Consider the following 23934-nt stretch of genomic DNA (forward strand, 5'->3'; position numbering starts at 1 on the left):
GGGAGAAAGAGGTTTTCCTGATTTTTGCACGGATGCGGTAATCATAAGTAATTAACCGGACTTGATATAACTTCTCAAACTGATGAACGATCGCCAGAATGGAATACAAACTATGTGCAGGTGCATTTATAGCGTTTCCCGATTTAGCGAAGTACACCCGTAGGGGCGGCACTGCCGTGCCCCTACAATTCGCGATATAATTTTGTACCGCATCTGAATGGGAACCGCTATAACTGCGTTAACGCCCCCTATTTTCTAAGACAAGTTAGCAATGCTAGATTTTTCTAAAGTTGCTACTAATCTTACTCCAAATTCTTCCTCAAATACTCCTTTTTTATAATCTAAGCTCCAAAGTTCTAAAGCACAATCATCATCAGGTTGAGATGGAAAAATCAGCAAGTTGACCTGCCGTAATTCTGCATAATACTCACATTGCACTTGAGCGATCGCACCAATTTGTCGTCTATCTAATGCCACTGCCAATCTCAGAATTGCACTTAATTGACTGACCATTTGTCGCTGGTGTTTAGTCAGCAAACTCTGGTAATTTTCATGTTTTTTCTTGGGCGGCGATTTGCGATGATAACGCGCTAAATTGGCAATGATTTCAATCTCGGTTTCTGTATAACCGAGTAATTCTCCATTGCGAATTAGATAGTAAGAGTGCTTGTGGTGAGACGAATGGCTGACATAATGACCGCAATTGTGTAATATTGCAGCTGCCCACAGCATTTGTCGCTCGTCAGATCCCCAGTGGTGTAGAGTACCTTGAGTTTGGTCAAATAAACTCTCGGCAAATGTGGCGACGCGATCGCTATATTCTAAGTTGACGTGGTATTTATTCGCGAGTTTGAGAACATTGCGTTCCCGGACTGAACTTTGGTAGCGCAGCTTATCTTCAATTAAACCGTGGGTTAGCATCCAGTCTACGATTACGCCTTCCCTCAAAGAACGCTCACAAACTGTGACTGATTCACTACCCAAGAGGGTCATTGCTTCCTGTAAGATCACTGCACCAGCGAGGATAACTTCCGCTCGCTTATCTGGCATACCGGGAATCTCAGCCCTTTCTAAATTACTCAGTTTCCGCAAGCGATTTACCAACTCTCGCAAGTCTTTAAGACTAAATTGGTAGCCATTGAGAGTGGAAGGAATAACACCCGACTTTTCTCGTGCATGAATCATCGCTAGGGTTTCGATTGTACCAGCCGTACCCACCAAACGCGGAGATTCTCCAAGTTCGAGGTTTGCTAGTATCTCATCCACAGAACGTTCTAACATCCCGCGTGCATAGGCTTGCAGGTATTGAAACTCAGTGTTACTGATGGGGTCGGTGGTGATTAATTCGCCAGTCAGTCGCACTGCACCAACTTTGGTACTGGTGAGAGTGCGGGCTTGGTGACTATCGCCCAAAACTAACTCAGTGGAACCACCGCCAATATCAACAATCATGTGGGGCTGGTTGTTAAATTCCATGCCCGACAGCACGCCAAGATAGATTCGTCGCGCTTCTTCTTGACCAGAAATCAAGTCAACGCTTAAACCCAACTCCGTTTCTATTCTGTGCAAAAAATCTTTACCATTGGGGGCTTCCCGCACAGCACTAGTTGCCACAGCAATGATTGTTTCAGCGTTGATAGTTTTGGCAACTTCTTGGAAGCGTCCACAAGCTGCGATCGCCTTTTTAATTATCTCCGGTTTGAGTTCCCCTGTAGTTAGATCGCGATCGCCAAGTCTCACGGTCTCTTTTTCTCTGGCAATAATGCTGAAAGCTGGTAGTGTCGGGTCAATCTTCACTACTACCATGTGTAAAGAATTAGTTCCCAGGTCAATGGCAGCAATAATCCGGTCTTGCTTAGGTGGTTGAGTTGGAACACTCTCCCAGCTAGCCGAAACTAAATTCAGCATCTAGTTTTCTCTCTTTATAAGAAATGATGGCAAACGGTGATATGTCGGGGTAGCTGGCACTGATATTTGTTGCAACACACTTGCTCAGACTGAGTGCTGAGTACTGAGTCTTGAGTAAATTAAAAAATACTCACTACTCGGAACTCAGTTTGGTCGAGGGTAACTGAGCTAAGTATATTTACCCTACTGTTTCTAACCTAGTGACTATTTAAAGGTCTTTAAAGTTGCCACTTTAGGTTATGTTTTTACAAATAACAAATAACGTTATTCTATAGATGTAAAGATGTGTGAATTAAAAAATAGGGCATAGGAGCAAAGAGGGAATTCCAACAAATAAATTATCCAATCCTGTGGGGTGGGCATCTTGCCCGCCTTTGCCTACGGGCGGGCAAGATGCCATTAGTGTCAAGTTAAGCTCAAACTTCCTATGTCAATAAGTATTTATGCTTAACAATTTGGTTTGAAAGGGACAAAAAACGAACTTTTTCAGGGACTATTAATGCTTTGTTTATTAGCATCACTCCCAGCTTGCGTATAAAAGTCAGAAAAAAGTTCACCTTTATACTTCGTTCATAACAAAACCTATCGTTGACAAATGGGTTTTAACCTTAAGTTGACACTAATGGCAAGATGCCCACCCCACAAAAAGCAAAAGAAGTTAGATTCCCCACTCAGCACGGGCTAAACGCCCCGCTAACGGAACTGTTTTGCCCCATGCCCAATGCCCAATGCCCAATGCCCCATACCCAATCCTATGTTAACGACGCCAGAACGCCCCCAGAAACCAGTTTGGCTGGTAATTATCCGACTTTTGCGCTGGCATAAACCAGAAGGACGGTTAATTTTAATGATTCCTGCCCTTTGGGCTGTATTTTTGGCAGCTTCTGGGAAACCGCCTTTACCTCTGGTTGGTGTGATTGTATTGGGTACTCTCGCCACAAGTGCGGCTGGGTGTGTTGTCAATGATTTATGGGATCGAGATATTGATCCAGAAGTGGAAAGAACCCGCGATCGCCCCCTCGCTTCTCGCGCCTTGTCTGTGAAAGTTGGGATTGGAGTCGCGATCGTCTCGCTAGCATGTGCAGCAGTCTTGGCCTTTTATCTTAACCCCCTGAGTTTCTGGTTATGTGTGGCAGCAGTGCCTGTAATTCTGCTTTATCCAGGCGCAAAGCGGGTGTTTCCCGTACCGCAACTGGTGCTTTCCATCGCTTGGGGTTTTGGCGTGTTGATTAGCTGGAGTGCAGTGACACAAACCATCTCCCAACCAACTTGGTTGCTTTGGGGCGCGACTGTACTGTGGACATTGGGATTTGATACAGTTTACGCTATGAGCGACAAGGAAGACGATCGCCGCATTGGTGTTAATTCTAGCGCTCTATTTTTTGGGAATTATGCCCCTTTAGCTATTGGAATTTTCTTTGCTGGCACAATCTTGTTATTGGCTTGGTTAGGTGTAGTCATACATCTGCACTTAGCCTTCTGGATTAGCCTTGCAGTTGCTACTATCGGATGGGTTTGGCAGTCTCTGCGATTAAGAAAGCAAGACTTACCTAACCCTGTTTATGGTGAGATGTTCCGGCAAAACGTGTGGATTGGTTTTATTTTACTTGCTGGGATGATTGCTGGATCTTTTTAATCAGTAAAAAGTAATGCATAGAATCCCCTTTAAGAAGTATTTATGAGTTTTTGTATGGGTATATTCTTTAATTGTTTTAGTCCATTACTTAAGTATCTGCGGGCTTGGGCGGCAATAGGTCTATTATGTTTGGTTGTCACCTGGTCATTTCCTGCACAAGCTAGCAGCACCATTGATTCACGGTTGGAACAGCAAGTATTACAAATTATCCGAGAACACCCAGAGGTAATTATTGAATCTGTTCAAGCTTATCAGCAGCAACAACAACAGAAAGTCAAACAAGGACAGCAAGCATTTTTACAGGATTTAAAAACGAATCCTCAAACAGTGATTGGTGAGTCTCCCACCACAGGTTCAACTCAATCAAAAACTGTGCTAATAGAATTTTCAGATTTTCAATGTCCCTATTGTGCTGATGCACATAAAACGTTGAAGCAGTTGTTAGAAAAGTATCCAGATAAACTAAGATTAGTTTACAAGAATTTACCGCTGACTTTAATTCATTCTGAAGCATTGCCTGCTGCGACAGCGGCTTGGGCAGCACATCAGCAGGGCAAGTTTTGGGAATATCATGATGCGCTATTTACTAATCAAAAACAACTGGGTGAAGCGTTATATTTAGATATTGCTAAAAATCTGAATCTGGATTTGGGTAAATTTAAACGCGATCTGACTCTTGCTACTCCCGCAATTAAAAAAGATATCCAGCTAGCTGAAAAATTGGCTGTTTCTGGAACACCTTTCTTTGTCATTAATAGTCCAACTACTTCAGGAGTTGTACAACTAGAAGACATCAAAAACATATTGGCTGATGCTAAGTAAATTGGTTTATTTGAAAATGGGTTAACGTCGGTTTAATGATAGCTGACAACTAGCAATAAGCTTGATCAATCTATACTGCGTGACTATTGTATCTCCATAGGAACTGTTTAGATAAATACCTCCTTATTTAACAATAATGTGCATCTTTAGTTAGAGGTTTAGTGCATCAGTAAACTGTTGTACTTGAAGCAAGTGTAAGGAGTAGCTGATGAGGAGTGACGAAGAGAAATTTTCCCACTCCTCATGTTCTTAAACATATAACAACTTAAATCAGTGATAGCTTGCGGAAACTTTCGTAAGATGCTCGACAAACTCTTCCCCTTTCTGTTTACCATGTTGATAAACTGCAACTAACCGCGCTTCTGTAGTATCTGTAAAGTTAACTTGATACTGGTCTTATTTATCCTCAACATAGATTTTTATTCAAAAGTAAATTAATACGGTTATTCATAAAAAAAACGGAGGGGTCTGTAATAACTCAAAAAAATATCAAAGGTATTCCTAATTGTTAAATTTTCTGCATCTCTTGTTGAGACTGTAAATATTTCTTTTGTAATTCCTCTGGAATGGCAATAAGACGATTATTTTGCAAACTGACAAAACCACCCTTCTGGGTAGCTACTGCTGCTAACTCATTGTTAGATAAAATTTCAGCTTGTACAGTCCACTTCAAGCGTCCTAAATTACTCAGCCATAAACGTCCAATTACTTGATCAATAATCTTTATCGGACGTTTATATGCAATTTCTGTTCCAGCTAAAATCGGTGTATATCCTTGCTCAATTTGTTGATTGAGTTGCCAATGTTCATCTAAAAACTTTAAACGTAAATCCTCTAGCCATCTAATATACACAATGTTACTGACGATTCCCATAAAGTCAATGTCGTATGTTCTTACAGGAATTGCCAATACTACTTCTAATTTTCTGTGCGAGTTATTATTTGCTAACATTATTTCTCCCGATAAATTCTGCTTTAAAACCGCTCGGTCTGTAAAAGCGTAAAATTATTCACCTCTTTTAAGTATGGGTCAGTATTAATTGCCTAATAACCCCTTTCTCATAAGAGTTTCAAACTTCTACTTTGTAGTTTAAGATTAACTCGTCACCAGGTAAACCTCTAATTCCCCAGTGATATTTCGGCGTTTCAAAAATTGTGATTTCAATATCGTACACAGAAATATTCAACTTTTCACTAATATTTTTAATCAGCAGGCGAATCAACTGTTTTTTTGTTTCCACCGAGCGCCCCTCAAACATACTAATTTCAATAATCAGATAATTGTCTGATCTATCAGATGGATAGAAAAAGTCTGATTTATTCAGTGGGAAAAAACGGTGAAATCTTTTTTCGGGTGTAAGCTGTAAAACCTCAATAACAGAGGCATGGATTATATTTGATAGCTCTGTTTTAACAGGATTCAATTTATCTGCCAAACTATATACCTTGATTTGTGCCATACATTTAAAGGTAAGTTTCCAAGTATTGATTCAGGTGATTAATTACCCTGTGCATGTGAATTGAATCTCCATAAAGCTTGCTCATCATTACGGCTCCTTCTAGCGTTGCAATTATGATAGTAGCGATTTCATCAGCACTCACTTCCGGGCGAATTTCACCCTTTTCAATTCCCGTTTCAATAATTCTGCGAATTAGATGCAGCCAAGAATTCATCGCCTGTTGAGCACGTTCTCGCAACGCCGGATGAGCATCATCACTCTCCACAGCAGTATTCAGCAGTGGACACCCTCCCTTGATAGGTGGATTTTCTACAAAGCTACTAAATACGCTAATGATTGCTTGCAGGCGTTCTACTGCGTGGCGTTTGCTTCGTAAAGCAAATCTAGTATGCTGTTTGATGCGAGCGATCGCAAAGTCAAAAGCCTGTAGCGCCAGATCATCTTTGCTTTGGAAGTGATTGTAAATTCCTCCTTTCTGCAATCCAGTAACACGCATGATGTCTGACATCGATGAGCCTGCATACCCCTGTTGGTTAAACAGTTCGGCTGCTTGATGGAGAATTCTGGTTTTTGTTTCTTCGCCTTTGGTCATTACAGCGATTTTTAGAGTAGGGATTGGTGTAATTTATTGAATTGAAAATTGCTGTAAATAAAATATTACCGACCGATTAGTCTGATTTAATTAATCACGATAATTGCTTAAAAGTCAAGTATTTTTTAGCGCTGAGTTCTGAATTGGGGATGGGGCATTGGCAAGAGTTTTCCCAATGCCCCATCCTCAATCCTTATGCTGAGAGAGTTAAAATTTGCTCGACTACCTGAGAATTAACATCTTTATATTCGCCCAAAGCTACAGTACCGCGCTTTTCAAAACGCTCAATAATTACAGGAATGGTATCAAGTCCAACACCATAATCAGATAAGCGCGTGCGTACACCAACAGACTCGAAGAAATTGCGAGTTTTAGCGATCACTTCAGTAACCCGTTCTTCTTCACTACCATCGACAATCCCCCAAACTCGCTCGGCATACTGTAAGAGTTTTTGCCATTTGCGATCGCGCCTAATGGAAAGAGTACTGGGTAGCACAATCGCCAAAGTTTGAGCATGATCCAAACCATGTAGTGCTGTCAATTCATGCCCAATCATGTGAGTTGCCCAATCTTGGGGGACTCCTGCACCAATTAGCCCATTGAGTGCTAGCGTTGCAGACCACATCACATTAGCCCGTGCATCGTAATCTTGGGGATTCGCCAGGGTTTTTGGCCCCTCCTCAATTAGCGTTTTCAAAATTGATTCAGCCATCCGGTCTTGTAGTGGTGCATTGACTGGAAAAGTCAAATACTGTTCCATCACATGGGTGTAAGCATCAACAATTCCATTGCTAATTTGCCGTACAGGTAGGGAAAAAGTTGTTTCCGGGTCGAGAACCGAGAAGCGGGGAAACACCAAAGGACTGCTAAAAGGTAATTTTTCTTGAGTATCCCACTTAGTAACAACCGAGTTCGTATTCATTTCCGAGCCGGTTGCAGGTAAAGTCAAAACTGTACCAAAGGGCACAGCAGCCTTTACAGGTGCGTTCTTTGCGAGGATATCCCAAGGATCGCCGACAAAGGGAACCGCAGCAGCAATAAACTTAGTACCATCAAGAACTGAACCGCCACCGACAGCAAGTAGAAAGTCTATGCCCTCATTCCGCACTATTTCAACCGCTTTCAATAGGGTTTCTAAGTGAGGATTGGGTTCGATCCCACCAAACTCAACTACATTCCGTCCAGCCAATGCAGACTTTACCTGGTCATACACGCCGTTAGTTTTGATGCTACCCCCACCGTAAATAATGAGAATTTTGGCATCAACAGGAATTTCAGCAGCAATATTGGCGATTTGACCTTTGCCAAACAGGATTTTGACTGGGTTGTAAAAAACAAAGTTTTCCATGAGTGAACAGAGGAGGGAATCGGATTTGACCTTGATTATTCTAATCATTTTCGGCATTTCCTCGCCTAAGCTTGTGACTCACAGGCACTACTTGGACTGATGGCAATTTGAGTAAATCGCCAAGTTTTGCTCAAGAGCGATCGCAAGTATATGTAAATCTCGTACTCATTTAGGTATTTTTTTTAGCAGCCATTTCTAAGAAGCCCAACCTGCTACGGAGTTTTATCCAGATAATCGAGGGATATACAACACCAATACGCTGGACGTTTAATCATGCTTACTAGTAAAATACGGTAAGTGCATAGCCTTACGTGCTTTTACATGTAAAACCGCAGAAAAACCAGTTAGAAGTTGATTTTAGCAGAGCAACTGACCCATAAGCAGTTATCAAAGTCTGTTTCAGCTAAATGCCAGTTGTCATGCTGATAAAAACTTCCAGACAGTTTTTAAGTTGTCCAGGAATCCTCTGCCCTAACTTTTAGCTGGATAACCTTTGTGTCATTCATGCCTTGAAAAACATAATAACTTGCCATCACTAGCTCTATCTACCACTGGGCTATATTTTGGCTGACTTACTGCTCTCTAGCAGTGAAGCTTTAGCTGATTTTCAGTTCTAGCTGCTCGTAGTTAAGTCAGTGAACAGTTACCAAGGCTTCGTTTGGAGAGTTTAAAGCCTAACCGACGTTGCTCACTTATAGAAGTGGGAGACTCAACAGGACTTTGATAACTGATAACTAATTGTTGAAACCCCCGAAGAGTATGCACTATTTATTACTACCGTTCTTAAGCTTCTTTGTTGGCATCATCGTTGGTTTGACGGGAATTGGCGGAGCTTCTCTCATCACCCCAATGTTGATTTTTGTCTTTCAGGTTCCGCCTTCCATCGCTGTGAGTTCTGATGTTGTGGCTGCTACATTGATGAAGATTGTTGGTAGCGTCAAGCATTGGGAACAGAAAACCCTTGACACAGAAGTTGTCAAATGGCTGGCATTTGGGAGTGTTCCAGGCTCACTGTTCGGGGTGGGGATTTTGCACTTCATTAAACGTACAGGTGAGTATAATCTGGATAACATCTTGCTCCGTTTGCTTGGCGGGATGATTTTGCTGGTCACAGTGTTAGCACTAGTGCAATTGTTGTTATTGACTTTTTTCCCCAAATTTAATTTACCCGAACTGCCAAAGTTAGACTTAGAAACTAACTTTGGTCGATTTATAACAATCACTTTGGGAGCAATTTTAGGCTGTTTAGTTGGTCTAACTAGCGTCTCTTCAGGTTCAATGTTTGCCCTAGTGCTGATTGGATTTTTCCGCCTTGATGCACGGAAGTTAGTAGGTACAGATATTTCACACGCAGCGATTTTACTACTGTTTACAGCCCTCGGTCACCTCAGCCTGGGAACAGTTGATTGGAGTTTGGTACTGCCTATATGGTTAGGCTCTGTGCCAGGAGTGTTACTAGGTGCTAAAATCTGCCAGGTAGCCCCGCAACGTCCGTTACGGTTTATTATTTACGCCATCTTGATGATGGTGAGTTGGAAATTAGTTCATCAGGTGTAACCAAATTGAGATTTTCAATCCCAAATCCAGCATCCAACATTGATTAATTTCTCATCCAAGGTAGTAGAGTGAATGTACCTCGCTCATACATAATGAACAGACCCAAACCAATTAACACAAAAGGTACGACAGCTTGACCGTAGCGACTTAAAACATCAGCAATGGTAGGTTGACGGCTTAAAAAATAAGCGATCGCACACCAAACCCCTACCATGATAAAAAATATACTTAGAATTACTCCCAAGCTGGCCAGATCGTGACCAGCGAATAAAGGGATATATATACTAATATTGTCACCACCATTAGCGATTGTTACTGCTGCCACTTTATAGGTTTGGGGTTGCAAAATACTCAAAAGAAAAGACAATACGGGGTTAGTAGGTGTAGACTGCCTAAAATCACTGCTGACTGTCTGAACTGTAATAGTTTCTTCTTTTCTAAACACTAATTGCTGAAGACCAATTGCGATTGGTAGTAGTCCCAACAATCCTATCCATTTTCGATCTATAACCAATCCACCAAAGAATCCTGGTAAGCTAGCGATGATAATGGCTGCAAAACCTAGATATTGACCAAGTAAGATATGCCGCCGTCGAAAATTAACATTTACCTGTGAAAAAAATATTAATAAGATAATGATGTCATCTATGTTAGTGGCTATGAAGGCAATTATCCCTTCACTGAAGACTGTCCCTAGCTTACTCATGCTGGATTTTTAGAATCTACGATTTACAACCATACCAAATTAACCTTCTGGCACAACTAAGCTTTAATATAGACAAAGTAATTATTCAAGGAATATCACCGATTCACAAGATTTATTGCAAAAATTCAGATTTAGTGTTTGCCATTGTAGATAAACATAAATAATTCCGGGCGTGTATCTGTTGTTGAATTTCTTTGCTTTCTTCTCTTTAGGACGCTTTTTTACGAGAGGCTTTGCCAATGCGAACACGAAGATGGTAGCCTGCTGCAAGCTTTTGAATGTGTATGTTTTTCTTAAAATATGAACGAGTTAGTTACTGCAATTACTACAGGGGCAATTGCGTTCATTGCCACTAATATTGATGATATTGTCATTTTATTATTGTTTTTTTCTCAAATAAATACTAACTTTCGTCCTCGGCATATAGTTGCTGGTCAGTTTCTCGGTTTTACAGTTCTATTACTCCTTAGTCTTCCTGGTTTATTTGGGGGATTAGTTTTATCAAAAAGCTGGATTGGATTACTTGGTTTACTACCAATGTCTATAGGTATCAGTAGCTTAGTGAATCAGGAAGAAGATTCATCAAAAGAAGTTGTAGCTGCAACAGAAGAAACTGAAGCATCAACAATTACTAGTTTTTTTTCTCCCCAAGCTTATAGTGTGGCAACCGTTACAATTGCCAATGGTAGCGATAATATTAGTGTCTATGTGCCTTTATTTGCTAGCAGCAACTTAGAGACTTTTTTAGTAATTATCGGATTATTTTTTCTCTTGTTAGGAATTTGGTGTTACACTGCATACAAATTAATTAACAACAGAGTCATCGCTGATATATTGACTCGCTACGTTAATAATCTTGTGCCTTTTTTTCTTATAGGATTAGGCGCTTATATTGTATTACAAAGTGGAGCTTTAAGCTTAATAAAGCTAGCTGCTAGTTGTTTCTGTTTGATGATTTTGGTGAAAAAGAATGAAATTGCTGATGAAATTGGCGAAAATTCTAGTAGATAACCAAGCCAATTTTAGATTTTGATTTAGATTAAAAATCCAAAATCTAAAATCCAAAATTGGTATGCGGAATCAAACTTTACTCAACCATTCATTCTCCTCTGGGTCTTTGAAGAGTGAGGTGCTGAGGTAGCGTTCACCAAAGCTAGGCTGGATCATCACGATTAAGCGACCTGCATTTTCTGGCCGTTGTGCTACTTGAATAGCCGCATATAAAGCAGCGCCAGTAGAAATACCCGATAGTAATCCTTCTTCTTTTGCGAGGCGACGGCTGTAAGCGATCGCTTGTTCATCCGCTACTTGAATTACTTCATCTACTAGTTCCGCACGGTAAATTGCTGGGATAAATCCTGCGCCAATACCCTGGATTTTGTGAGGCCCTGATTTACCACCTGTTAATACCGGACTGCTGGTTGGTTCAACTGCGATCGCTTGAAAGCTCGGCTTCCGTTTTTTAATAACTTCTGCAACTCCCGTAATCGTCCCACCAGTACCCACTCCCGCCACGAGAATATCTACTTCTCCATCGGTATCATTCCAAATTTCTTCAGCGGTGGTTTCGGCGTGAACTTTCGGGTTAGCAGGGTTGCGAAACTGCTGCAACATATAAGCATTGGGCGTTTTAGCTACAATCTCCTCTGCATGAGAGATCGCTCCTCGCATCCCTTCTACCCCTGGCGTTAACTCTAATTGAGCGCCATAAGCTTTGAGCATGGATCGTCTTTCGTGGCTCATTGTGTCAGGCATCGTTAGAATGAGATGATAACCCTTGGCGGCTGCCACCATCGCCAGCGCAATTCCTGTATTTCCAGAAGTCGGCTCTACTAAAACAGTTTTTCCAGGGTGAATCAAGCCTGCTTCTTCTGCCGCTTCCACCATACTCGCGCCAATCCGGTCTTTCACAGAAGATGCTGGATTCATGCTTTCTAGCTTCACCACAATCCGAGCAACCGCTCCTGAAGCTTGGGGAATCTTGTTTAATTGAACTAAAGGAGTTCGTCCGATTAACTCTGTGATATCTTTCGCTATCCGCATGTGGGTACTCCGTCGTGTCTAAATATAATACATTGGACTCTGCTGGGCGCGAGTTTCTCTTTCCTCGCACAAGTCTTGGAGTGTATAACGACCCAAAACTTCAATTGAGGCAGCGTTAGCTTGCTCCCAAACTTCATATACCAGAGTCTTTTCTAGAGTCGGAGAGTCAGAGGTATCTTTCTCTTTCCGCTCACCTTCAACCAAAGTGACAATTTCAAGTATTGTAATCTGCCAAGGTTCACGAGCTAAAACGAAACCTCCTTTAGAGCCGCGTTGACTCTGCACCACACCAGCACGCCGGAGGTTGGTCAAAATTTGTTCCAGATAGCGTTCAGGTATGGGTTGCTTGGCAGTGATCTCGCTCATGGTTATAGGAAGTTTTTTTCCGTGGTGGCTTGCCAGCTCTAAGAGTGCCAGCAGCGCGTATTCCACTTTGGAAGACAGATCCAAGAGAGCGTAGTTTTGGCTATTCAAGACTGTACTCAATATACTACGGTGAATTGAGGGACTTATCGCAGTTTATGCGAAATTAATTTTTTCCAAGTGTGGAATGTGATAGCATCCCACTTACCACCCACAAATGCACTATACGCTATCGACTTACCGTAGATTATTATCCTACACAATTCCCATGAATAACTGGATCTTTTTGTGGGAATTATCCTGAGTTTCTGTTTTCAGAGCCTCACTTACCAACGAAAACCCCAACAGAGTATGCTACTAACTGATTTGCGAACCATTTTTGAGCGTGACCCAGCAGCCCGTAACTGGCTAGAAGTATTGTTCTGTTACCCTGGACTCCAGGCGCTAATATGCCATCGATTGGCACACTGGCTGTATAAAATTGGAATTCCCTTCATCCCTCGGTTTATCTCTCATATTAGTCGGTTTTTAACCGGGATTGAAATCCATCCTGGGGCATTAATTGGCCAGGGAGTGTTTATTGACCACGGGATGGGAGTAGTGATTGGTGAGACTGCGATCGTGGGCGACTATGCTCTGATTTATCAAGGTGTCACCCTTGGCGGAACTGGCAAAGAAAGCGGCAAACGCCATCCAACTTTAGGCTCTCATGTAGTTGTGGGAGCGGGTGCGAAAGTATTGGGAAATATTCAAATTGGCGATCGCGTCCGAATTGGAGCCGGTTCTGTGGTGCTACGAGATGTGCCCAGTAACACTACTGTTGTTGGCATTCCAGGACGCGTGACTCGTCAGAACAACTTGGGGAGCAATGTTCTGGATCATGATAAAGTCCGCGACGTAGAAGCTGAAGTAATCCGCGCTTTATTTGAACGCGTCAAGGCTCTAGAGAAACAGTTCGAGCAGTTGGAAGAATCGAGTTTGTCCCTAACTGAGCTTGGCGACGAATCAACCGACAACCCTAAGAGCGAAAATTCTGATGGGATGATTGAAGATTTTCTTGATGGTGCAGGAATTTAATTTAGGGAATGGGGTATTGGGCATTGGGCACTTGTACTGAGCGAACGCGAACAGCGTCTCGTAGAGAAGTCGAAGTATTGGGCATTGGGCAATACTTCTCTCCCTCTGCTTCCCCTGCTCCCTCATCTCCCCTATTTAAAATACCCATAGGTTCTTAGAACCTGATATAAATATAATACTACGGTTAGTTTATCGGAGAATAGCTTTATAAAATATGGTACTTTTGTACACAAGCTTGTCTAGCTTAAACAGTAATAATACTAAGCAAATTTTTGCCCGTAGGTCATTTCTGCCAGAGCATCAAAACGGCCTTTGGAAGATTGAAACGGGTTTTGTCCGAACTTTTACCTATCTGGAAGATGGTACAACCGTCGCTTTGGGATTGTGGGGCCCAGGAGATATCGTTGGTAAGTCTTTGTCAAAATTAGAACCTTATCAGATGGAATGTCTGACGAAAGTGGAGGCGACAGTCTTACCTCTAGAGGAGTGGACTCAAGTGACAGAAACTCTACTTGCCCATATCCAACAGGCTCAAGAATTGATGATCATTCGTAGCCATAAAAAAGTGGATACTATGCTCATCAAGCTGTTGGCATGGTTATCCAAAAAGTTTGGTTCGGAAGTTGAAAAGGGACGTTTAATAGATATGCGTCTGACTCATGAAGACCTGGCAGAAATGCTCGGTTCAACTCGTGTGACCATTACTCGTGTTCTTGGGCAGTTTGAGCAAGAGGGCTTGATTGATCGTCTTTCCCTGCATCGAATTGTATTGCGAGAAGAAGAAATTTGGTACTATGAAATTTAGATGATTTTAGCAAAACCAGCTATCGCCGTCAGCATTCGGCTTACCCACAATTCTAAGATTCAGGGATTCCAGGTAAGCCAGACCGCTACAGATTTGTGGCACTGTTCCCCGCAGTTCAATGTCAAAGCATCCTTGCCCATTTGTATTTTGTTGTAGCATAGCTTTAGTAATATTAACTACCAAGCCGTAAGTAGAAATTAACTGCGAAATCACGGGCACTTGCAGATAGGATTTGGGAATATGTATCCGCAGACGAATCTGAGTAACTTGGCTTTTTTCATAGACTGAAGAAACCAGTGACAATCTGGTTTGAGAATTGGTTTGACGATTATTTAATGCTGCCATTGGATAATGATGATTTTATTGATTAGCGTAGGCGTAGCCCGTCGTAGACATCGCTATAAACGCTAGACAAATCCAGCCAAATTGGTAGCTCCAGTTTTTTTAAATAACTTAGGCTAGAGTAAAGTTGCTTTGTTGTCCCCCACAAATCCAAGTCAAACCAGCCGTCATCTTGCGTATCGGGTTGAAGTATCGCACTGGTAATATTGACTGTTAGTCCGTAACGAGAAACTAACTCGGAAATCACCGGTTCTTCGTAATAGGATTTTAAGACGCACAGTTGCAAGCGCAATCGATTAGTTTGACCCAGAGAAATCCATTGCTGGAATTGTTCTTGCCATTTATTTGTCAGCCATGCAGAATCTTTGGGACTCAGTTTGCTAGCTGGATTTGGGAAAGGTAAAGAGTGTGGGTTGGGTTGAATTTGGTTAGCGATCGCTAGTTGCAGCAAATTCACTCCCAATCCTTGCAAGTAAGATAGGCTATTTGTCAGTTTTTGAGGATTTCCTGAAAGTTCCAAATCAAACCAGCCATCGCTGTCACTGTCTGATGTCAGGGAGGCAGCTTTGATATTGACAGTTAAACCATAACGAGACACCAGTCGAGAAATTACAGGTTGTCTGTTATACCGCTGAGGCACAAGAATTCGACTGTGGACTGAAGCGGGTTCTACAGATTTACTCTGAGACATCAGATTAATTCCCAATAGCGATGCTTGGGTTGGGCTGCACCTACGCAATTTTTGGGTTCAGCAAATCTTGCTGATGCCGCGTCCCTAGTCAACTGTGCCTGTTTGCATATCAGTCTTACAGAGATTTTCATCTTTTTGGTTTTTCTTAAACAACGGTAAACCTATCAAATTAATGTATTTTATTGGATATTAAGGAGAGTCCCATAAAGTCCACAAAAAAACAATGAGTAAATTCACTTAAAATATGCTGAATTTATCTGAAATAATTTGACCAAAAACGATTGACAATTTCTTGTATCTGTCACAATACTGCGTAGGTTTTGGCTAAAAAATAAAAATGTGTAGGTTGGGTTGAGCTTAAGCGTTACCCAACCTACGAATATTTTTAACAAAGCAGTATTAATATCTGTGATGTGATTTGCTCTACCTAACTTCTTCAAGTTTTGGCCTGACGAACTGGCAACTCAACCACAAACTCTGTACCTTTCCAAGGTTCAGATTGGCAGTATATCTTGCCCTTGTGTTTATCTGTGACAATCTGGTAACTAATAGAAAGCCCTAATCCTGTGCCTTTACCAACAACCTTGGTGGTAAAAAATGGATCAAACAATCGAGAGAGTAACTTTTCATCAATGCCAAGTCCGTTGTCAGCAATGCAAATGGCAATCCAGTTTTTATTAAGCTGGGAGGTAGAAATTCGGATTTCGCTGGGATTTGCGCCATTGGCGTGGCCCGTCGCAGGCATCGCTTCGGGAATAGCTTTGGTGTTTCGCTCTTCTAAGGCATCAATGGCATTGGAGAGCAAATTCATAAATACCTGATTCAACTGACCGGGATAGCATTCTATCAGAGGTAACGTATCATCATAGTCTTTGATCACATTAATGATGGGGCTATCGGCTGAGGGCTTCAAGCGGTTTTGTAAAATCATTAATGTACTGTCGATGCCCTCGTGAATATTTGCTGCTTTGAAGTCAGCTTCATCTAAACGCGAGAAGTTCCGCAAAGAGGTGACAATTTCGCGAATGCGATCAGTACCGACCTGCATGGACTGAAATAATTTAGGTAAGTCGTCAAATAAAAATTCTATTTCGGCTTTCTTTAAAAACTCTTGGATCTCTGATTCGGGATTGGAATGATAATGCTGATAAAGCTGCACACAGCGAAGCAACTCTTGGGTGTATTGGTGAGCGTGTTCTAAGTTGCCGTGGATAAAATTAATCGGGTTATTAATTTCGTGGGCAACCCCCGCCACCAGTTGCCCCAAACTCGCCATTTTTTCAGCGTGGATCATTTGCATTTGGGCAGTCCGCAGCTCATTTAGTGCCTGGGCGAGTTGATTTGCTTCTTCACGGGTTTGACCGAGCAAACTGGATTGTTGGAACAAGTTAGCTTGACGTAGCGCTACACTGAGTTGAGCTGCTACCTGGGTAATAAATTCCAATTCAGCTTCTTCCCAATGACGTGGATGGGTGCATTGGTGAATGCACAACAATCCCCACAAATCGTCACCTTCCATCAGCGGCACTACAATTTGTGCTTTGACTTGGAATCGCTCAATCACATCAAGATGAGGCACTTTCGAGCCAATGCTGTTGACATCAGAAATCACTTGCACTTGGCCTTGGCGATATTGCGGTGCATACTGGTCACCGAAGCAATAGTCTTGTACTTTGACAGTCAGAGCAGAATCGAACTTGGGTAGTACATCTTCAGCGATAAATTCACCACTGCAAAAACTGACATCAGGATCAAAGCGGAAGATGCCGACTCGATCTGCTGTGAGCGATCGCCGCATTTCCTGTACTGTGGTCTTGAAGATCGTCTCTAAATCCAATGATTCCCGAATTTGGACGACCAAATCAAATAAAATCCGCCGCTGTTCAGCCGATTGGTGCAGTTCATCAGCACGAGTTTGGATTTGAGTCAGCATTTGAGAACTTTGCATCGCCACTCCCAGTTGGCTAGCAACCTGTCCCAAAAATTCCACTTCTATGCTATCCCACTGACGCGGTGCAGAATGTTGATAGGCAGCCAGCAATCCCCACAGTTGCCGTCCCACAAAAATTGGGGTCAAGGCATAGGCGCGAATCTTGAACTGCTCCAAAATATCTAGGTGACAGCGTGAGTGTCCGGCTTTGTAGATGTCGTCTACAGCAAAATTCTCGTTGTTGCGGTAGCGTCCACCTTTGGTTTCTTGCAGGTGGGTATCTTCCCAAACTAGATTTTTGCCAAAGGGATTGATACTGTCCCACTGCGACTCAACTATGCCGAATTGACTGACGAATTCGCCACTCCAGTCTTCATTGAAGCGATAAACACCGACCCGCTCAACTCGCAGCATTTTACACACTTCCTGGCAAGTGGTTTTGAGGATTAAATCGATATTTAGGGAGGAGCGAATTTTCCCCACCACCTCAGTCAGTGCGCGTTGCCTAGCGATCGCACCTTGTAGGGCAACTGCCTGTTGTTTAGAATGACCCAAATTCTCGGACTGCTGAATGGCAACTCCCAATTGTGCCCCCACCTGTCCCAGGAATTCAACTTCATAATTTGCCCATTGGCGCACTCCTGAGTGTTGATAGGCTGCTGTCAGTCCCCATAGTTTTGGTCCGATGAAGATTGGCGCGATCGCATAGGCACGAATCTTGAATTGTTCTAAAATGTCGATGTGGCAGCGCGAGTGACCGACTTGATAAATATCGTTGACGGAGAAACTTTCATTATTGCGGTAGCGCCCGCCTTTGGTTTCTTGGAGATAGGTATCTTCCCAAACTAGATTTTTGCCAAATGGTTGGATTCTATCCCACTGTGCCTCTACCATGCCGAATTGGCTGACAAATTCACCGCTCCAGTCTTCATTAAAGCGGTAGATGGCCGCCCGCTCTAGCTTCAATAGTTTGCAGAGTTCTTGACAGGCAGTGTCGAGGATAATTTCGGTGTTCACAGAAGAACGGATATTTCCCACCACTTCCGTCAAGGCGCGTTGGCGTGCAATTGCATCTTGCAATTCTGCTGTGCGTTGTTTGCTTTGTTCTAAAATTTCTGCCTGCTGCATTGCCACACCGAGATGGCTTGCGGCTTGGGCTAAGAATTCAACTTCGTGAGGATACCATTGTCGAGGAGCAGAGTGTTGATAGGCTGCAAGCATTCCCCACAGTTTAGCACCAATGAAAATAGGGGCGATCGCATACGCCCGAATCTGAAACTGTTCTAATACCTCAATATGACAACGAGCGTGTCCGGCATCGTAAATGTCAGCCACGGCAAACGGCTCATTTTTGCGATATCGCCCTCCCTGGGTTTCTTGCAAATGTGAATCTTCCCACACCAAGTCCTGGCCAAAAGCATTGAGTGTATCCCAGAGTGGTTCTGCAAAGCCAAAACGATTGATAAAACTACCACTCCAGTCAGCGTTGAAGTGGTAGATTGCAACTCGCTCAATCTTCAATTGCCGACAAATATCTTGACAAGAAGTCGAACACAGAGATTCTAGGTTTACAGATGCCCGAATTTTAGCCAGAATTCTCGCTAAAATTTTTTGGTACTGAACGGTTAGCTGTAGGTGTTTGTGACACTCTTCTGCATCTTGGAGGTTTGACGTTTTGTAATCGTTTGTTGCCATAAAGTACAGGGAAAATGAAATACTTACTTTCAGTGTTCCCTGTTTATTTTGGCGATCATCGCAGGTTTAAACCAAAACTTAGTTAAGACTCAAAATCAAACTACTTTACCAATCACTTGCTTTAGTATCATTCCAGACTTCCAACTCCAAGTTTTGGAGATAAGTTAGTCCACTCTGAATTTGTGCATCTGTTCCTTGTAGTTCAAGGTCAAACCAACCATCACCGACAGCATTGGCTCCCAAAATCGCTGCCGTGATATTCACAGTCAGTCCATAGTCAGACACCAGGCGAGAAATGACAGGTTCCTGGTGATAATCCTTAGGAATTCTGAGTCGAATCCGTTTATTGGTAGGTGTATTGTTACTAGCCATAGAGGGGAGTGGGGAGTGAGGGAGACAAGGGAGACAAGGGAGATGAGAAAGAGCAGGGAGAAATAACCAATGCCCCATGCCCAAATCTAACTATTCAACATCTTTAATGCTGGTTTTCCGTTCTAAAATCTCTTTCAGCACCAAAGTTACTACTGCTAGTAACGCTAAGAGTACAGCCGCAGAGAAGGCAGCTTCGGTTTCGTATTGTTTGTAAGCATCTTCTACAAACAGTGGTAAACTCTGGGTTTGGTCAGCAATGTTGCCAGATACCACTGAAACCGCTCCGAATTCACCCATTGCTCTGGCATTGGTCAAAATTAAACCGTAGAGTAAACCCCAACGGATACTGGGGAGGGTGACGCGCAAAAATATTTGCCAATCTTTCGCACCTAAAGTTCTAGCAGCTTCTTCTTGATCTTTACCAAATTCTTCTAAAACAGGAATCACTTCCCGCGCCACAAAGGGCATACTCACAAATGCTGTAGCCAGCACCATGCCTGGAAAGGCAAAGATAATCTTGATATCATGGGCCTGGAGCCAAGGGCCAAACCACCCATTGCGACCGTAAAGTAGCACAATCATCAATCCTGCAACTACGGGCGAAATTGAAAAGGGCAGGTCAATAATGCTCAACACTATAGCGCGTCCGGGAAATTTATGACGAGCGATCGCCCAAGCTGCACATAGCCCAAATACAGTATTCACAGGCAGAGAAATCAAAGCCAGTAATAGCGTCAGCCAAGCTGCATGGAGAAAAGCTGGTCGCGTCAGGTTGGATAGAAACGGCCCAACTCCTTTGCTGAAGGCTTGGACAAATACGTTGATTGCAGGGATGTATTGAACCAAAGCTAAATAGGCGATCGCTATACCAATTAAAACTATTGGTACCCAACTATTTTGCTCTTTAGGCTTGGCTGTATGTGTATCAGATGCAGATGAGTGAAAACTTGGCTTATCTACTGTCATATCGCCTTGCCCATGCTTGTAAGAAATTAATTGCCAATAGCAGCACCAACGAAATTGATAGTAAAACTATGCCAATTACTGTTGCCCCAGAATAGTCATACTGCTCTAACCGTTGGAAAATCAGCACAGGTGCGATCAAATCTTGGAATGGCGTATTGGAAGAAATAATCACAGTCGAACCATACTCCCCAACTGCACGGGAGAAACCCAAGGCAACACCAGTTAAAATTGTCGGAAATAAAGGCGGCAAAATCACTTTCCAGAAGGTCTGCCATTGAGAAGCACCCAGACACCAGGCGGCTTCTTCAATTTCATGTTCCATTTCCTGAAGTACGGGTTGTACAGTTCTCACAATAAAAGGTAGTGAGATAAATATCATTGCCACCGCTACTCCCGTGCGGGTAAAAGACACCTTAATTCCCAGTGGTGCTAGTAGCGAACCTAGCCAACCATTATCGCTGTAAACTGTTGCCAGGGTTAACCCAGCTACCGATGTTGGTAGTGCAAAGGGTAAATCTACTGTGGCGTCAATCAAGCGTTTTAAGGGAAAGTCGTAGCGAACCAGAACCCAAGCAATTAAAGTCCCAAATACGCCATTGAGTAAGGCCGCAAATATTGCCGTAAAAAAAGTTACGTTGTATGTTGCTAATGCGATATCACTGGTTGCGATCGCCCAAAATCTCGCCGGAGTTTCCGTACTAGCTTTCAAGAACATGGCAGTTATGGGGATAAACAACATCACCGTCAGGTATGCAATGGTGATGCGCCAAGTCCAAGGAACCCGCCCCAATCTTTTCCAGAATGGTGTTTTGCGTTCAACTTCCACAGAAGGAGATACAGTCGTCATAGTCAAAAATTCAAAATTTAAAATTCAAAAAACCTTTTTTGTCAGTGGTCGGTTGTTTTTTCTGCTGACCACCGACCATTGACTAATGACTAATTACCGTTTATTTTTTGGCTTGAATCTTGTCAAACACGCCCCCATCTGCGAAGAACTTCTTATCAATTGCTTCCCAACCGCCTAAGTCTGTAACTGTACCTAAAGTTTTCAGCTTGGGAAATTTGTCTGTGACTTCCTTGGTTTGAGCTAAAGTCTCATCCACAGGACGGAATCCCAATTTGACAAACTCTTGCTGTGCTTCTGGGCTATAGAGGTATTTCACAAAACCTTCAGCAACTTCGCGGGTTCCATGCTTATCGACGTTTTTATCTACCACAGCGATCGGATTGTCGATGGATATATTCACATCGGGAACGACATACTCAACCTTTTCGCCCTTTTGCTGTGCCAAAATAACTTCGTTTTCGTAGTTGATTAAGACATCACCCTGCCCTTGCTTGGCGAATGTATCAGTAGCTTCCCGTGCATCTTTAGGCAAGATTGGGACATTTTTGTAAACTTTGGTCACAAATTCAGTCGCTTTCGCCTCATCGCCACCTGTTTTAATTACAGAATCCCATAGTGCTAAGAAATTCCACTTAGCACCGCCTGACGTTTTGGGGTTAGCAGTAATCAATTTCACACCGTCTTTGGCTAAATCTTGCCAGTTCTTGATGCCTTTAGGATTACCGGAACGAGTGACTAATGCTGCAACTGATTTGGAGACAATACCATTGTTGGGAACTTCCTTCTCCCATCCTGGCTGAATCAATCCAGCTTTCTCAATTTTCGAGGTGTCTCCAGCTAGTGCCAAGTGAACAACATCTGCTTCCAAACCATCGATAACGGCGCGAGTTTGAGAACCAGAACCGCCATAACTTTGCTTGAAAGTGACAGTTTGGTTATGATCTTTCTTCCACTGTTCTACAAACTTAGGGATAATCGCTTCGTGAGCCGCTTTCGTAACTGCAAAGGATACCAGAGTTAATTCAACATTATCCTTGTTTGCAGCTACAGGAGTAGCACTAGCATTAGGGGTTTCAGAGGAAGAAGTATTCCCAGTTCCTCCACCAGAGCAGGCGGCAAGGGCTACACTCAATACAGTACCTACCAAAAAGAGTGATACAAAGCCTTTGAGCGAATTTAGTCTGAACCGATATGTTCTATGTTCAGCTATCGCTTCTAATCTTTTCAGTTGGCGTTGCCACAAACTCATTTTATTTCCTCCACTAAATCTACAGATAATTGATGGGAATACAGTTATATACTGTTTATAATACTGGATGATTCCATGTATCTAGTTGTAAACACCAAAAAACCTCATATTCTTTACCAAGAATATGGTGATTTTACCAGTTATGTGAAAAATTAAAAATGCTTTTACTTTCAACTATCAAATTGCGTAGGTGCAGCTACCTAATGTATCAAGCAACTTGCTAGTAAATAGCTAATTTTTGAGGATGGTCTATTCTAACGAAGCCGAATAGTCCGTCGGAGACATCGGCTTGTATCAACGCAGTGCAACAAAATCAAGTAATGTCTTGAGTGCAAGGACGATTACTGTAGTGAGAAATATCCGTCGCAACCAGATGTTGCTGAGTGTGAGGGCAACCCGCGAGCCGACGATTCCACCAATAAACATAGTAATACTCAGAATAATACCTAGCTTGTAATCCACTATTCCTTGCGTAAAGAAAATAATGCTAGCAATCAGCGAAGAAAAAATATTGATAAACTTTGTGTTTGCGATCGCCTGCACAAATGTCATCCGAAATAGACTGACATAAGCTGCTGTGAGCATGGTGACATAGCCACCACTAAAGAAACCACCATAAACACCAAGCACAAAAGTAACCATATATCCACCAATTTCTGCTATTTTTGATGGTTTACCTATTCTTGAAATAATTCCTGCATTCCGATTGGTGATTGAAAAGATGGCAACTACAATCATCAAAATTGAGATAATTAGAGGCATCGATTTTGCAGGTACAACTAAAACAAGTAATGCACCGATAATTGAACCTAAAAGCGTTAATAAAATTATTATTGGCAAACGACTGCGGTCAATTGCTTTTTTACCAATAAAAGGCAATGTACCACCAACGCTCATAAAAGTTAATGCCAGCATATTAGTGGCAAGAGCAATACGCGGTTCAATACTCAATTGCAACATTACAGGGACGGTAATTAAAGAAGTGCTTCCTGTAATGACACTTATGACACTTGTTAAAAAGAAAATTGTAATGAGGAGGAGCAATTGGATAGTATTCATCAGAGAATTTTATTTTATGTTGTTAGGAATATATTTTCTACAATGATGTTTGCAGTAAATAGAAATATCTGCAACTCTTATTTAACATGAGTTACAGCATTTTCTTGACTATATTAATATAGATGTATTTCAGTGTAAACAAATAAACTTTATACCAATAAAAACGGTATTTTTAGATAAGTTGGTAACAACTAAGTTGGGCAAAAATTGTATAAATTGGTAAATGACAACAGTGAACTACATCTGTTGTTGAAAACATTGCTCATAAGTGTCAACTGAAAATAAAACCCTTTTAAAATCTTGTTTCCAGGTCTAAGAAGGAAATGCTTGTTCTTACAGTTCTGTCTTACAGAGGGCATTTTTAGTCAGAGATTAGGAACAAGGCAATATTTGAAAGCTTTTTTGCTTACTAGCTTTTACACGCACATGAGTATTTATATACCCCGATATAGTGAGTTTCTTTATC

The 23934-nt window shown here is 42.2% G+C and carries 23 protein-coding genes; 6 read left to right on the forward strand and 17 right to left on the reverse strand.

From position 1 onward, the window contains the following. Nucleotides 1–255 precede the first annotated feature (255 nt). Nucleotides 256–1908, reverse strand: a complete 1653-nt coding sequence (locus tag HWQ44_RS21580; protein WP_292722814.1) for a Ppx/GppA phosphatase family protein — start codon at nucleotides 1906–1908, stop codon at nucleotides 256–258. A gap of 754 nt (nucleotides 1909–2662) precedes the next feature. Here HWQ44_RS21580 and HWQ44_RS21585 point away from each other — a divergent pair. Next, a complete protein-coding gene (locus HWQ44_RS21585; RefSeq protein ID WP_292723219.1) occupies nucleotides 2663–3544 on the forward strand; it encodes a 4-hydroxybenzoate solanesyltransferase in 882 nt (293 codons plus the stop codon). A 54-nt stretch (nucleotides 3545–3598) separates the two neighbouring features. After that, on the forward strand, nucleotides 3599–4366 hold the full coding sequence (locus tag HWQ44_RS21590) for a thioredoxin domain-containing protein (RefSeq protein ID WP_292722817.1): 768 nt from the start codon (nucleotides 3599–3601) through the stop codon (nucleotides 4364–4366). A 508-nt stretch (nucleotides 4367–4874) separates the two neighbouring features. On the opposite strand, the gene HWQ44_RS21595 is transcribed toward HWQ44_RS21590, so the two are convergent. The 4 genes from HWQ44_RS21595 to HWQ44_RS21610 all read right to left on the reverse strand — a co-directional run bounded on the left by HWQ44_RS21595 (nucleotide 4875) and on the right by HWQ44_RS21610 (nucleotide 7766). Then, the gene (locus HWQ44_RS21595; RefSeq protein ID WP_292722820.1) at nucleotides 4875–5318 is read right to left on the reverse strand and encodes a thioesterase family protein; all 444 of its coding nucleotides are present in this window, start codon (nucleotides 5316–5318) and stop codon (nucleotides 4875–4877) included. A 118-nt stretch (nucleotides 5319–5436) separates the two neighbouring features. Then, entirely contained in the window at nucleotides 5437–5826 is a 390-nt protein-coding gene (locus HWQ44_RS21600; RefSeq protein WP_292722823.1) for a tautomerase family protein, read from the reverse strand. Nucleotides 5827–5830: 4 nt separating this feature from the next. Further along, on the reverse strand, nucleotides 5831–6418 hold the full coding sequence (locus HWQ44_RS21605; protein ID WP_292722826.1) for a TetR/AcrR family transcriptional regulator: 588 nt from the start codon (nucleotides 6416–6418) through the stop codon (nucleotides 5831–5833). Between the two features lie 193 nt (nucleotides 6419–6611). After that, complete coding sequence (locus tag HWQ44_RS21610; RefSeq protein ID WP_292722828.1) at nucleotides 6612–7766, reverse strand: iron-containing alcohol dehydrogenase; 1155 nt, start codon at nucleotides 7764–7766, stop codon at nucleotides 6612–6614. Between the two features lie 759 nt (nucleotides 7767–8525). Between HWQ44_RS21610 and HWQ44_RS21615 the strand changes: the two genes are divergently transcribed. Continuing rightward, the gene (locus HWQ44_RS21615; RefSeq protein WP_292722831.1) at nucleotides 8526–9323 is read left to right on the forward strand and encodes a sulfite exporter TauE/SafE family protein; all 798 of its coding nucleotides are present in this window, start codon (nucleotides 8526–8528) and stop codon (nucleotides 9321–9323) included. A gap of 43 nt (nucleotides 9324–9366) precedes the next feature. Here the strand turns inward: HWQ44_RS21615 and HWQ44_RS21620 are convergent, their stop codons facing one another. Beyond that, on the reverse strand, nucleotides 9367–10029 hold the full coding sequence (locus tag HWQ44_RS21620) for a cadmium resistance transporter (RefSeq protein ID WP_292722834.1): 663 nt from the start codon (nucleotides 10027–10029) through the stop codon (nucleotides 9367–9369). 300 nt (nucleotides 10030–10329) lie between these two features. Here HWQ44_RS21620 and HWQ44_RS21625 point away from each other — a divergent pair, with 300 nt between their 5' ends. Next, nucleotides 10330–11040: a cadmium resistance transporter gene (locus HWQ44_RS21625; protein WP_292722837.1), complete on the forward strand. Its 711-nt coding sequence runs from the start codon at nucleotides 10330–10332 to the stop codon at nucleotides 11038–11040. A gap of 69 nt (nucleotides 11041–11109) precedes the next feature. On the opposite strand, the gene cysK is transcribed toward HWQ44_RS21625, so the two are convergent. Together cysK and HWQ44_RS21635 are read right to left on the reverse strand one after the other, a co-directional pair. Continuing rightward, entirely contained in the window at nucleotides 11110–12072 is a 963-nt protein-coding gene (gene cysK / locus HWQ44_RS21630; RefSeq protein WP_292722840.1) for a cysteine synthase A, read from the reverse strand. An 18-nt stretch (nucleotides 12073–12090) separates the two neighbouring features. Beyond that, nucleotides 12091–12573 carry an Rrf2 family transcriptional regulator gene (locus HWQ44_RS21635; protein WP_292723221.1) on the reverse strand — a complete coding sequence of 161 codons (483 nt, stop codon included), beginning with the start codon at nucleotides 12571–12573 and terminating at the stop codon, nucleotides 12091–12093. A gap of 213 nt (nucleotides 12574–12786) precedes the next feature. Here HWQ44_RS21635 and cysE point away from each other — a divergent pair, with 213 nt between their 5' ends. After that, on the forward strand, nucleotides 12787–13512 hold the full coding sequence (gene cysE, locus HWQ44_RS21640; RefSeq protein WP_292722842.1) for a serine O-acetyltransferase: 726 nt from the start codon (nucleotides 12787–12789) through the stop codon (nucleotides 13510–13512). Between the two features lies 1 nt (nucleotide 13513). Here cysE and HWQ44_RS21645 read toward each other — a convergent pair whose 3' ends face one another. Continuing rightward, nucleotides 13514–13660: a hypothetical protein gene (locus HWQ44_RS21645; protein ID WP_292722845.1), complete on the reverse strand. Its 147-nt coding sequence runs from the start codon at nucleotides 13658–13660 to the stop codon at nucleotides 13514–13516. A 66-nt stretch (nucleotides 13661–13726) separates the two neighbouring features. On the opposite strand from HWQ44_RS21645, the gene HWQ44_RS21650 reads away from it, so the two are divergent. Beyond that, complete coding sequence (locus HWQ44_RS21650) at nucleotides 13727–14317, forward strand: Crp/Fnr family transcriptional regulator (RefSeq protein WP_292722848.1); 591 nt, start codon at nucleotides 13727–13729, stop codon at nucleotides 14315–14317. A gap of 6 nt (nucleotides 14318–14323) precedes the next feature. Here HWQ44_RS21650 and HWQ44_RS21655 read toward each other — a convergent pair whose 3' ends face one another. From HWQ44_RS21655 to HWQ44_RS21690, 8 genes are all read right to left on the reverse strand, one after another. Then, entirely contained in the window at nucleotides 14324–14662 is a 339-nt protein-coding gene (locus tag HWQ44_RS21655) for an NIL domain-containing protein (protein ID WP_292722852.1), read from the reverse strand. Nucleotides 14663–14684: 22 nt separating this feature from the next. Then, nucleotides 14685–15350 carry an NIL domain-containing protein gene (locus HWQ44_RS21660; RefSeq protein ID WP_292722854.1) on the reverse strand — a complete coding sequence of 222 codons (666 nt, stop codon included), beginning with the start codon at nucleotides 15348–15350 and terminating at the stop codon, nucleotides 14685–14687. Nucleotides 15351–15786: 436 nt separating this feature from the next. Beyond that, nucleotides 15787–18975, reverse strand: a complete 3189-nt coding sequence (locus HWQ44_RS21665) for a GAF domain-containing protein (RefSeq protein WP_292722856.1) — start codon at nucleotides 18973–18975, stop codon at nucleotides 15787–15789. Between the two features lie 105 nt (nucleotides 18976–19080). Beyond that, a complete protein-coding gene (locus HWQ44_RS21670) occupies nucleotides 19081–19347 on the reverse strand; it encodes an NIL domain-containing protein (RefSeq protein WP_292722858.1) in 267 nt (88 codons plus the stop codon). Nucleotides 19348–19437: 90 nt separating this feature from the next. Then, nucleotides 19438–20313: a sulfate ABC transporter permease subunit CysW gene (gene cysW / locus HWQ44_RS21675; RefSeq protein ID WP_292722861.1), complete on the reverse strand. Its 876-nt coding sequence runs from the start codon at nucleotides 20311–20313 to the stop codon at nucleotides 19438–19440. Further along, a complete protein-coding gene (cysT, locus tag HWQ44_RS21680) occupies nucleotides 20300–21160 on the reverse strand; it encodes a sulfate ABC transporter permease subunit CysT (RefSeq protein WP_292722863.1) in 861 nt (286 codons plus the stop codon). Before cysT ends, cysW begins: the two co-directional genes overlap by 14 nt. A gap of 100 nt (nucleotides 21161–21260) precedes the next feature. After that, the gene (locus HWQ44_RS21685) at nucleotides 21261–22409 is read right to left on the reverse strand and encodes a sulfate ABC transporter substrate-binding protein (protein ID WP_292722866.1); all 1149 of its coding nucleotides are present in this window, start codon (nucleotides 22407–22409) and stop codon (nucleotides 21261–21263) included. 294 nt (nucleotides 22410–22703) lie between these two features. Then, the gene (locus tag HWQ44_RS21690; RefSeq protein WP_292722868.1) at nucleotides 22704–23468 is read right to left on the reverse strand and encodes a sulfite exporter TauE/SafE family protein; all 765 of its coding nucleotides are present in this window, start codon (nucleotides 23466–23468) and stop codon (nucleotides 22704–22706) included. Nucleotides 23469–23934: the final 466 nt, after the last annotated feature.

It is taken from the genome of Nostoc sp. JL34, from assembly GCF_017114945.1.
In the GTDB taxonomy this organism is placed as follows: Bacteria; Cyanobacteriota; Cyanobacteriia; order Cyanobacteriales; family Nostocaceae; genus Nostoc.

Excerpts from the sequence above, each read along its gene's own strand:
- HWQ44_RS21580 (WP_292722814.1), bottom strand. The coding sequence starts at position 1,908 with ATGCTGAATTTAGTTTCGGCTAGCTGGGAGAGTGTTCCAACTCAACCA.
- HWQ44_RS21585 (WP_292723219.1), top strand. The coding sequence starts at position 2,663 with ATGTTAACGACGCCAGAACGCCCCCAGAAACCAGTTTGGCTGGTAATT.
- HWQ44_RS21590 (WP_292722817.1), top strand. The coding sequence starts at position 3,599 with ATGGGTATATTCTTTAATTGTTTTAGTCCATTACTTAAGTATCTGCGG.
- HWQ44_RS21595 (WP_292722820.1), bottom strand. The coding sequence starts at position 5,318 with ATGTTAGCAAATAATAACTCGCACAGAAAATTAGAAGTAGTATTGGCA.
- HWQ44_RS21600 (WP_292722823.1), bottom strand. The coding sequence starts at position 5,826 with ATGGCACAAATCAAGGTATATAGTTTGGCAGATAAATTGAATCCTGTT.
- HWQ44_RS21605 (WP_292722826.1), bottom strand. The coding sequence starts at position 6,418 with ATGACCAAAGGCGAAGAAACAAAAACCAGAATTCTCCATCAAGCAGCC.
- HWQ44_RS21610 (WP_292722828.1), bottom strand. The coding sequence starts at position 7,766 with ATGGAAAACTTTGTTTTTTACAACCCAGTCAAAATCCTGTTTGGCAAA.
- HWQ44_RS21615 (WP_292722831.1), top strand. The coding sequence starts at position 8,526 with ATGCACTATTTATTACTACCGTTCTTAAGCTTCTTTGTTGGCATCATC.
- HWQ44_RS21620 (WP_292722834.1), bottom strand. The coding sequence starts at position 10,029 with ATGAGTAAGCTAGGGACAGTCTTCAGTGAAGGGATAATTGCCTTCATA.
- HWQ44_RS21625 (WP_292722837.1), top strand. The coding sequence starts at position 10,330 with ATGAACGAGTTAGTTACTGCAATTACTACAGGGGCAATTGCGTTCATT.
- cysK (WP_292722840.1), bottom strand. The coding sequence starts at position 12,072 with ATGCGGATAGCGAAAGATATCACAGAGTTAATCGGACGAACTCCTTTA.
- cysE (WP_292722842.1), top strand. The coding sequence starts at position 12,787 with ATGCTACTAACTGATTTGCGAACCATTTTTGAGCGTGACCCAGCAGCC.
- HWQ44_RS21645 (WP_292722845.1), bottom strand. The coding sequence starts at position 13,660 with ATGGGTATTTTAAATAGGGGAGATGAGGGAGCAGGGGAAGCAGAGGGA.
- HWQ44_RS21650 (WP_292722848.1), top strand. The coding sequence starts at position 13,727 with ATGGTACTTTTGTACACAAGCTTGTCTAGCTTAAACAGTAATAATACT.
- HWQ44_RS21655 (WP_292722852.1), bottom strand. The coding sequence starts at position 14,662 with ATGGCAGCATTAAATAATCGTCAAACCAATTCTCAAACCAGATTGTCA.
- HWQ44_RS21660 (WP_292722854.1), bottom strand. The coding sequence starts at position 15,350 with ATGTCTCAGAGTAAATCTGTAGAACCCGCTTCAGTCCACAGTCGAATT.
- HWQ44_RS21665 (WP_292722856.1), bottom strand. The coding sequence starts at position 18,975 with ATGGCAACAAACGATTACAAAACGTCAAACCTCCAAGATGCAGAAGAG.
- HWQ44_RS21670 (WP_292722858.1), bottom strand. The coding sequence starts at position 19,347 with ATGGCTAGTAACAATACACCTACCAATAAACGGATTCGACTCAGAATT.
- cysW (WP_292722861.1), bottom strand. The coding sequence starts at position 20,313 with ATGACAGTAGATAAGCCAAGTTTTCACTCATCTGCATCTGATACACAT.
- cysT (WP_292722863.1), bottom strand. The coding sequence starts at position 21,160 with ATGACGACTGTATCTCCTTCTGTGGAAGTTGAACGCAAAACACCATTC.
- HWQ44_RS21685 (WP_292722866.1), bottom strand. The coding sequence starts at position 22,409 with ATGAGTTTGTGGCAACGCCAACTGAAAAGATTAGAAGCGATAGCTGAA.
- HWQ44_RS21690 (WP_292722868.1), bottom strand. The coding sequence starts at position 23,468 with ATGAATACTATCCAATTGCTCCTCCTCATTACAATTTTCTTTTTAACA.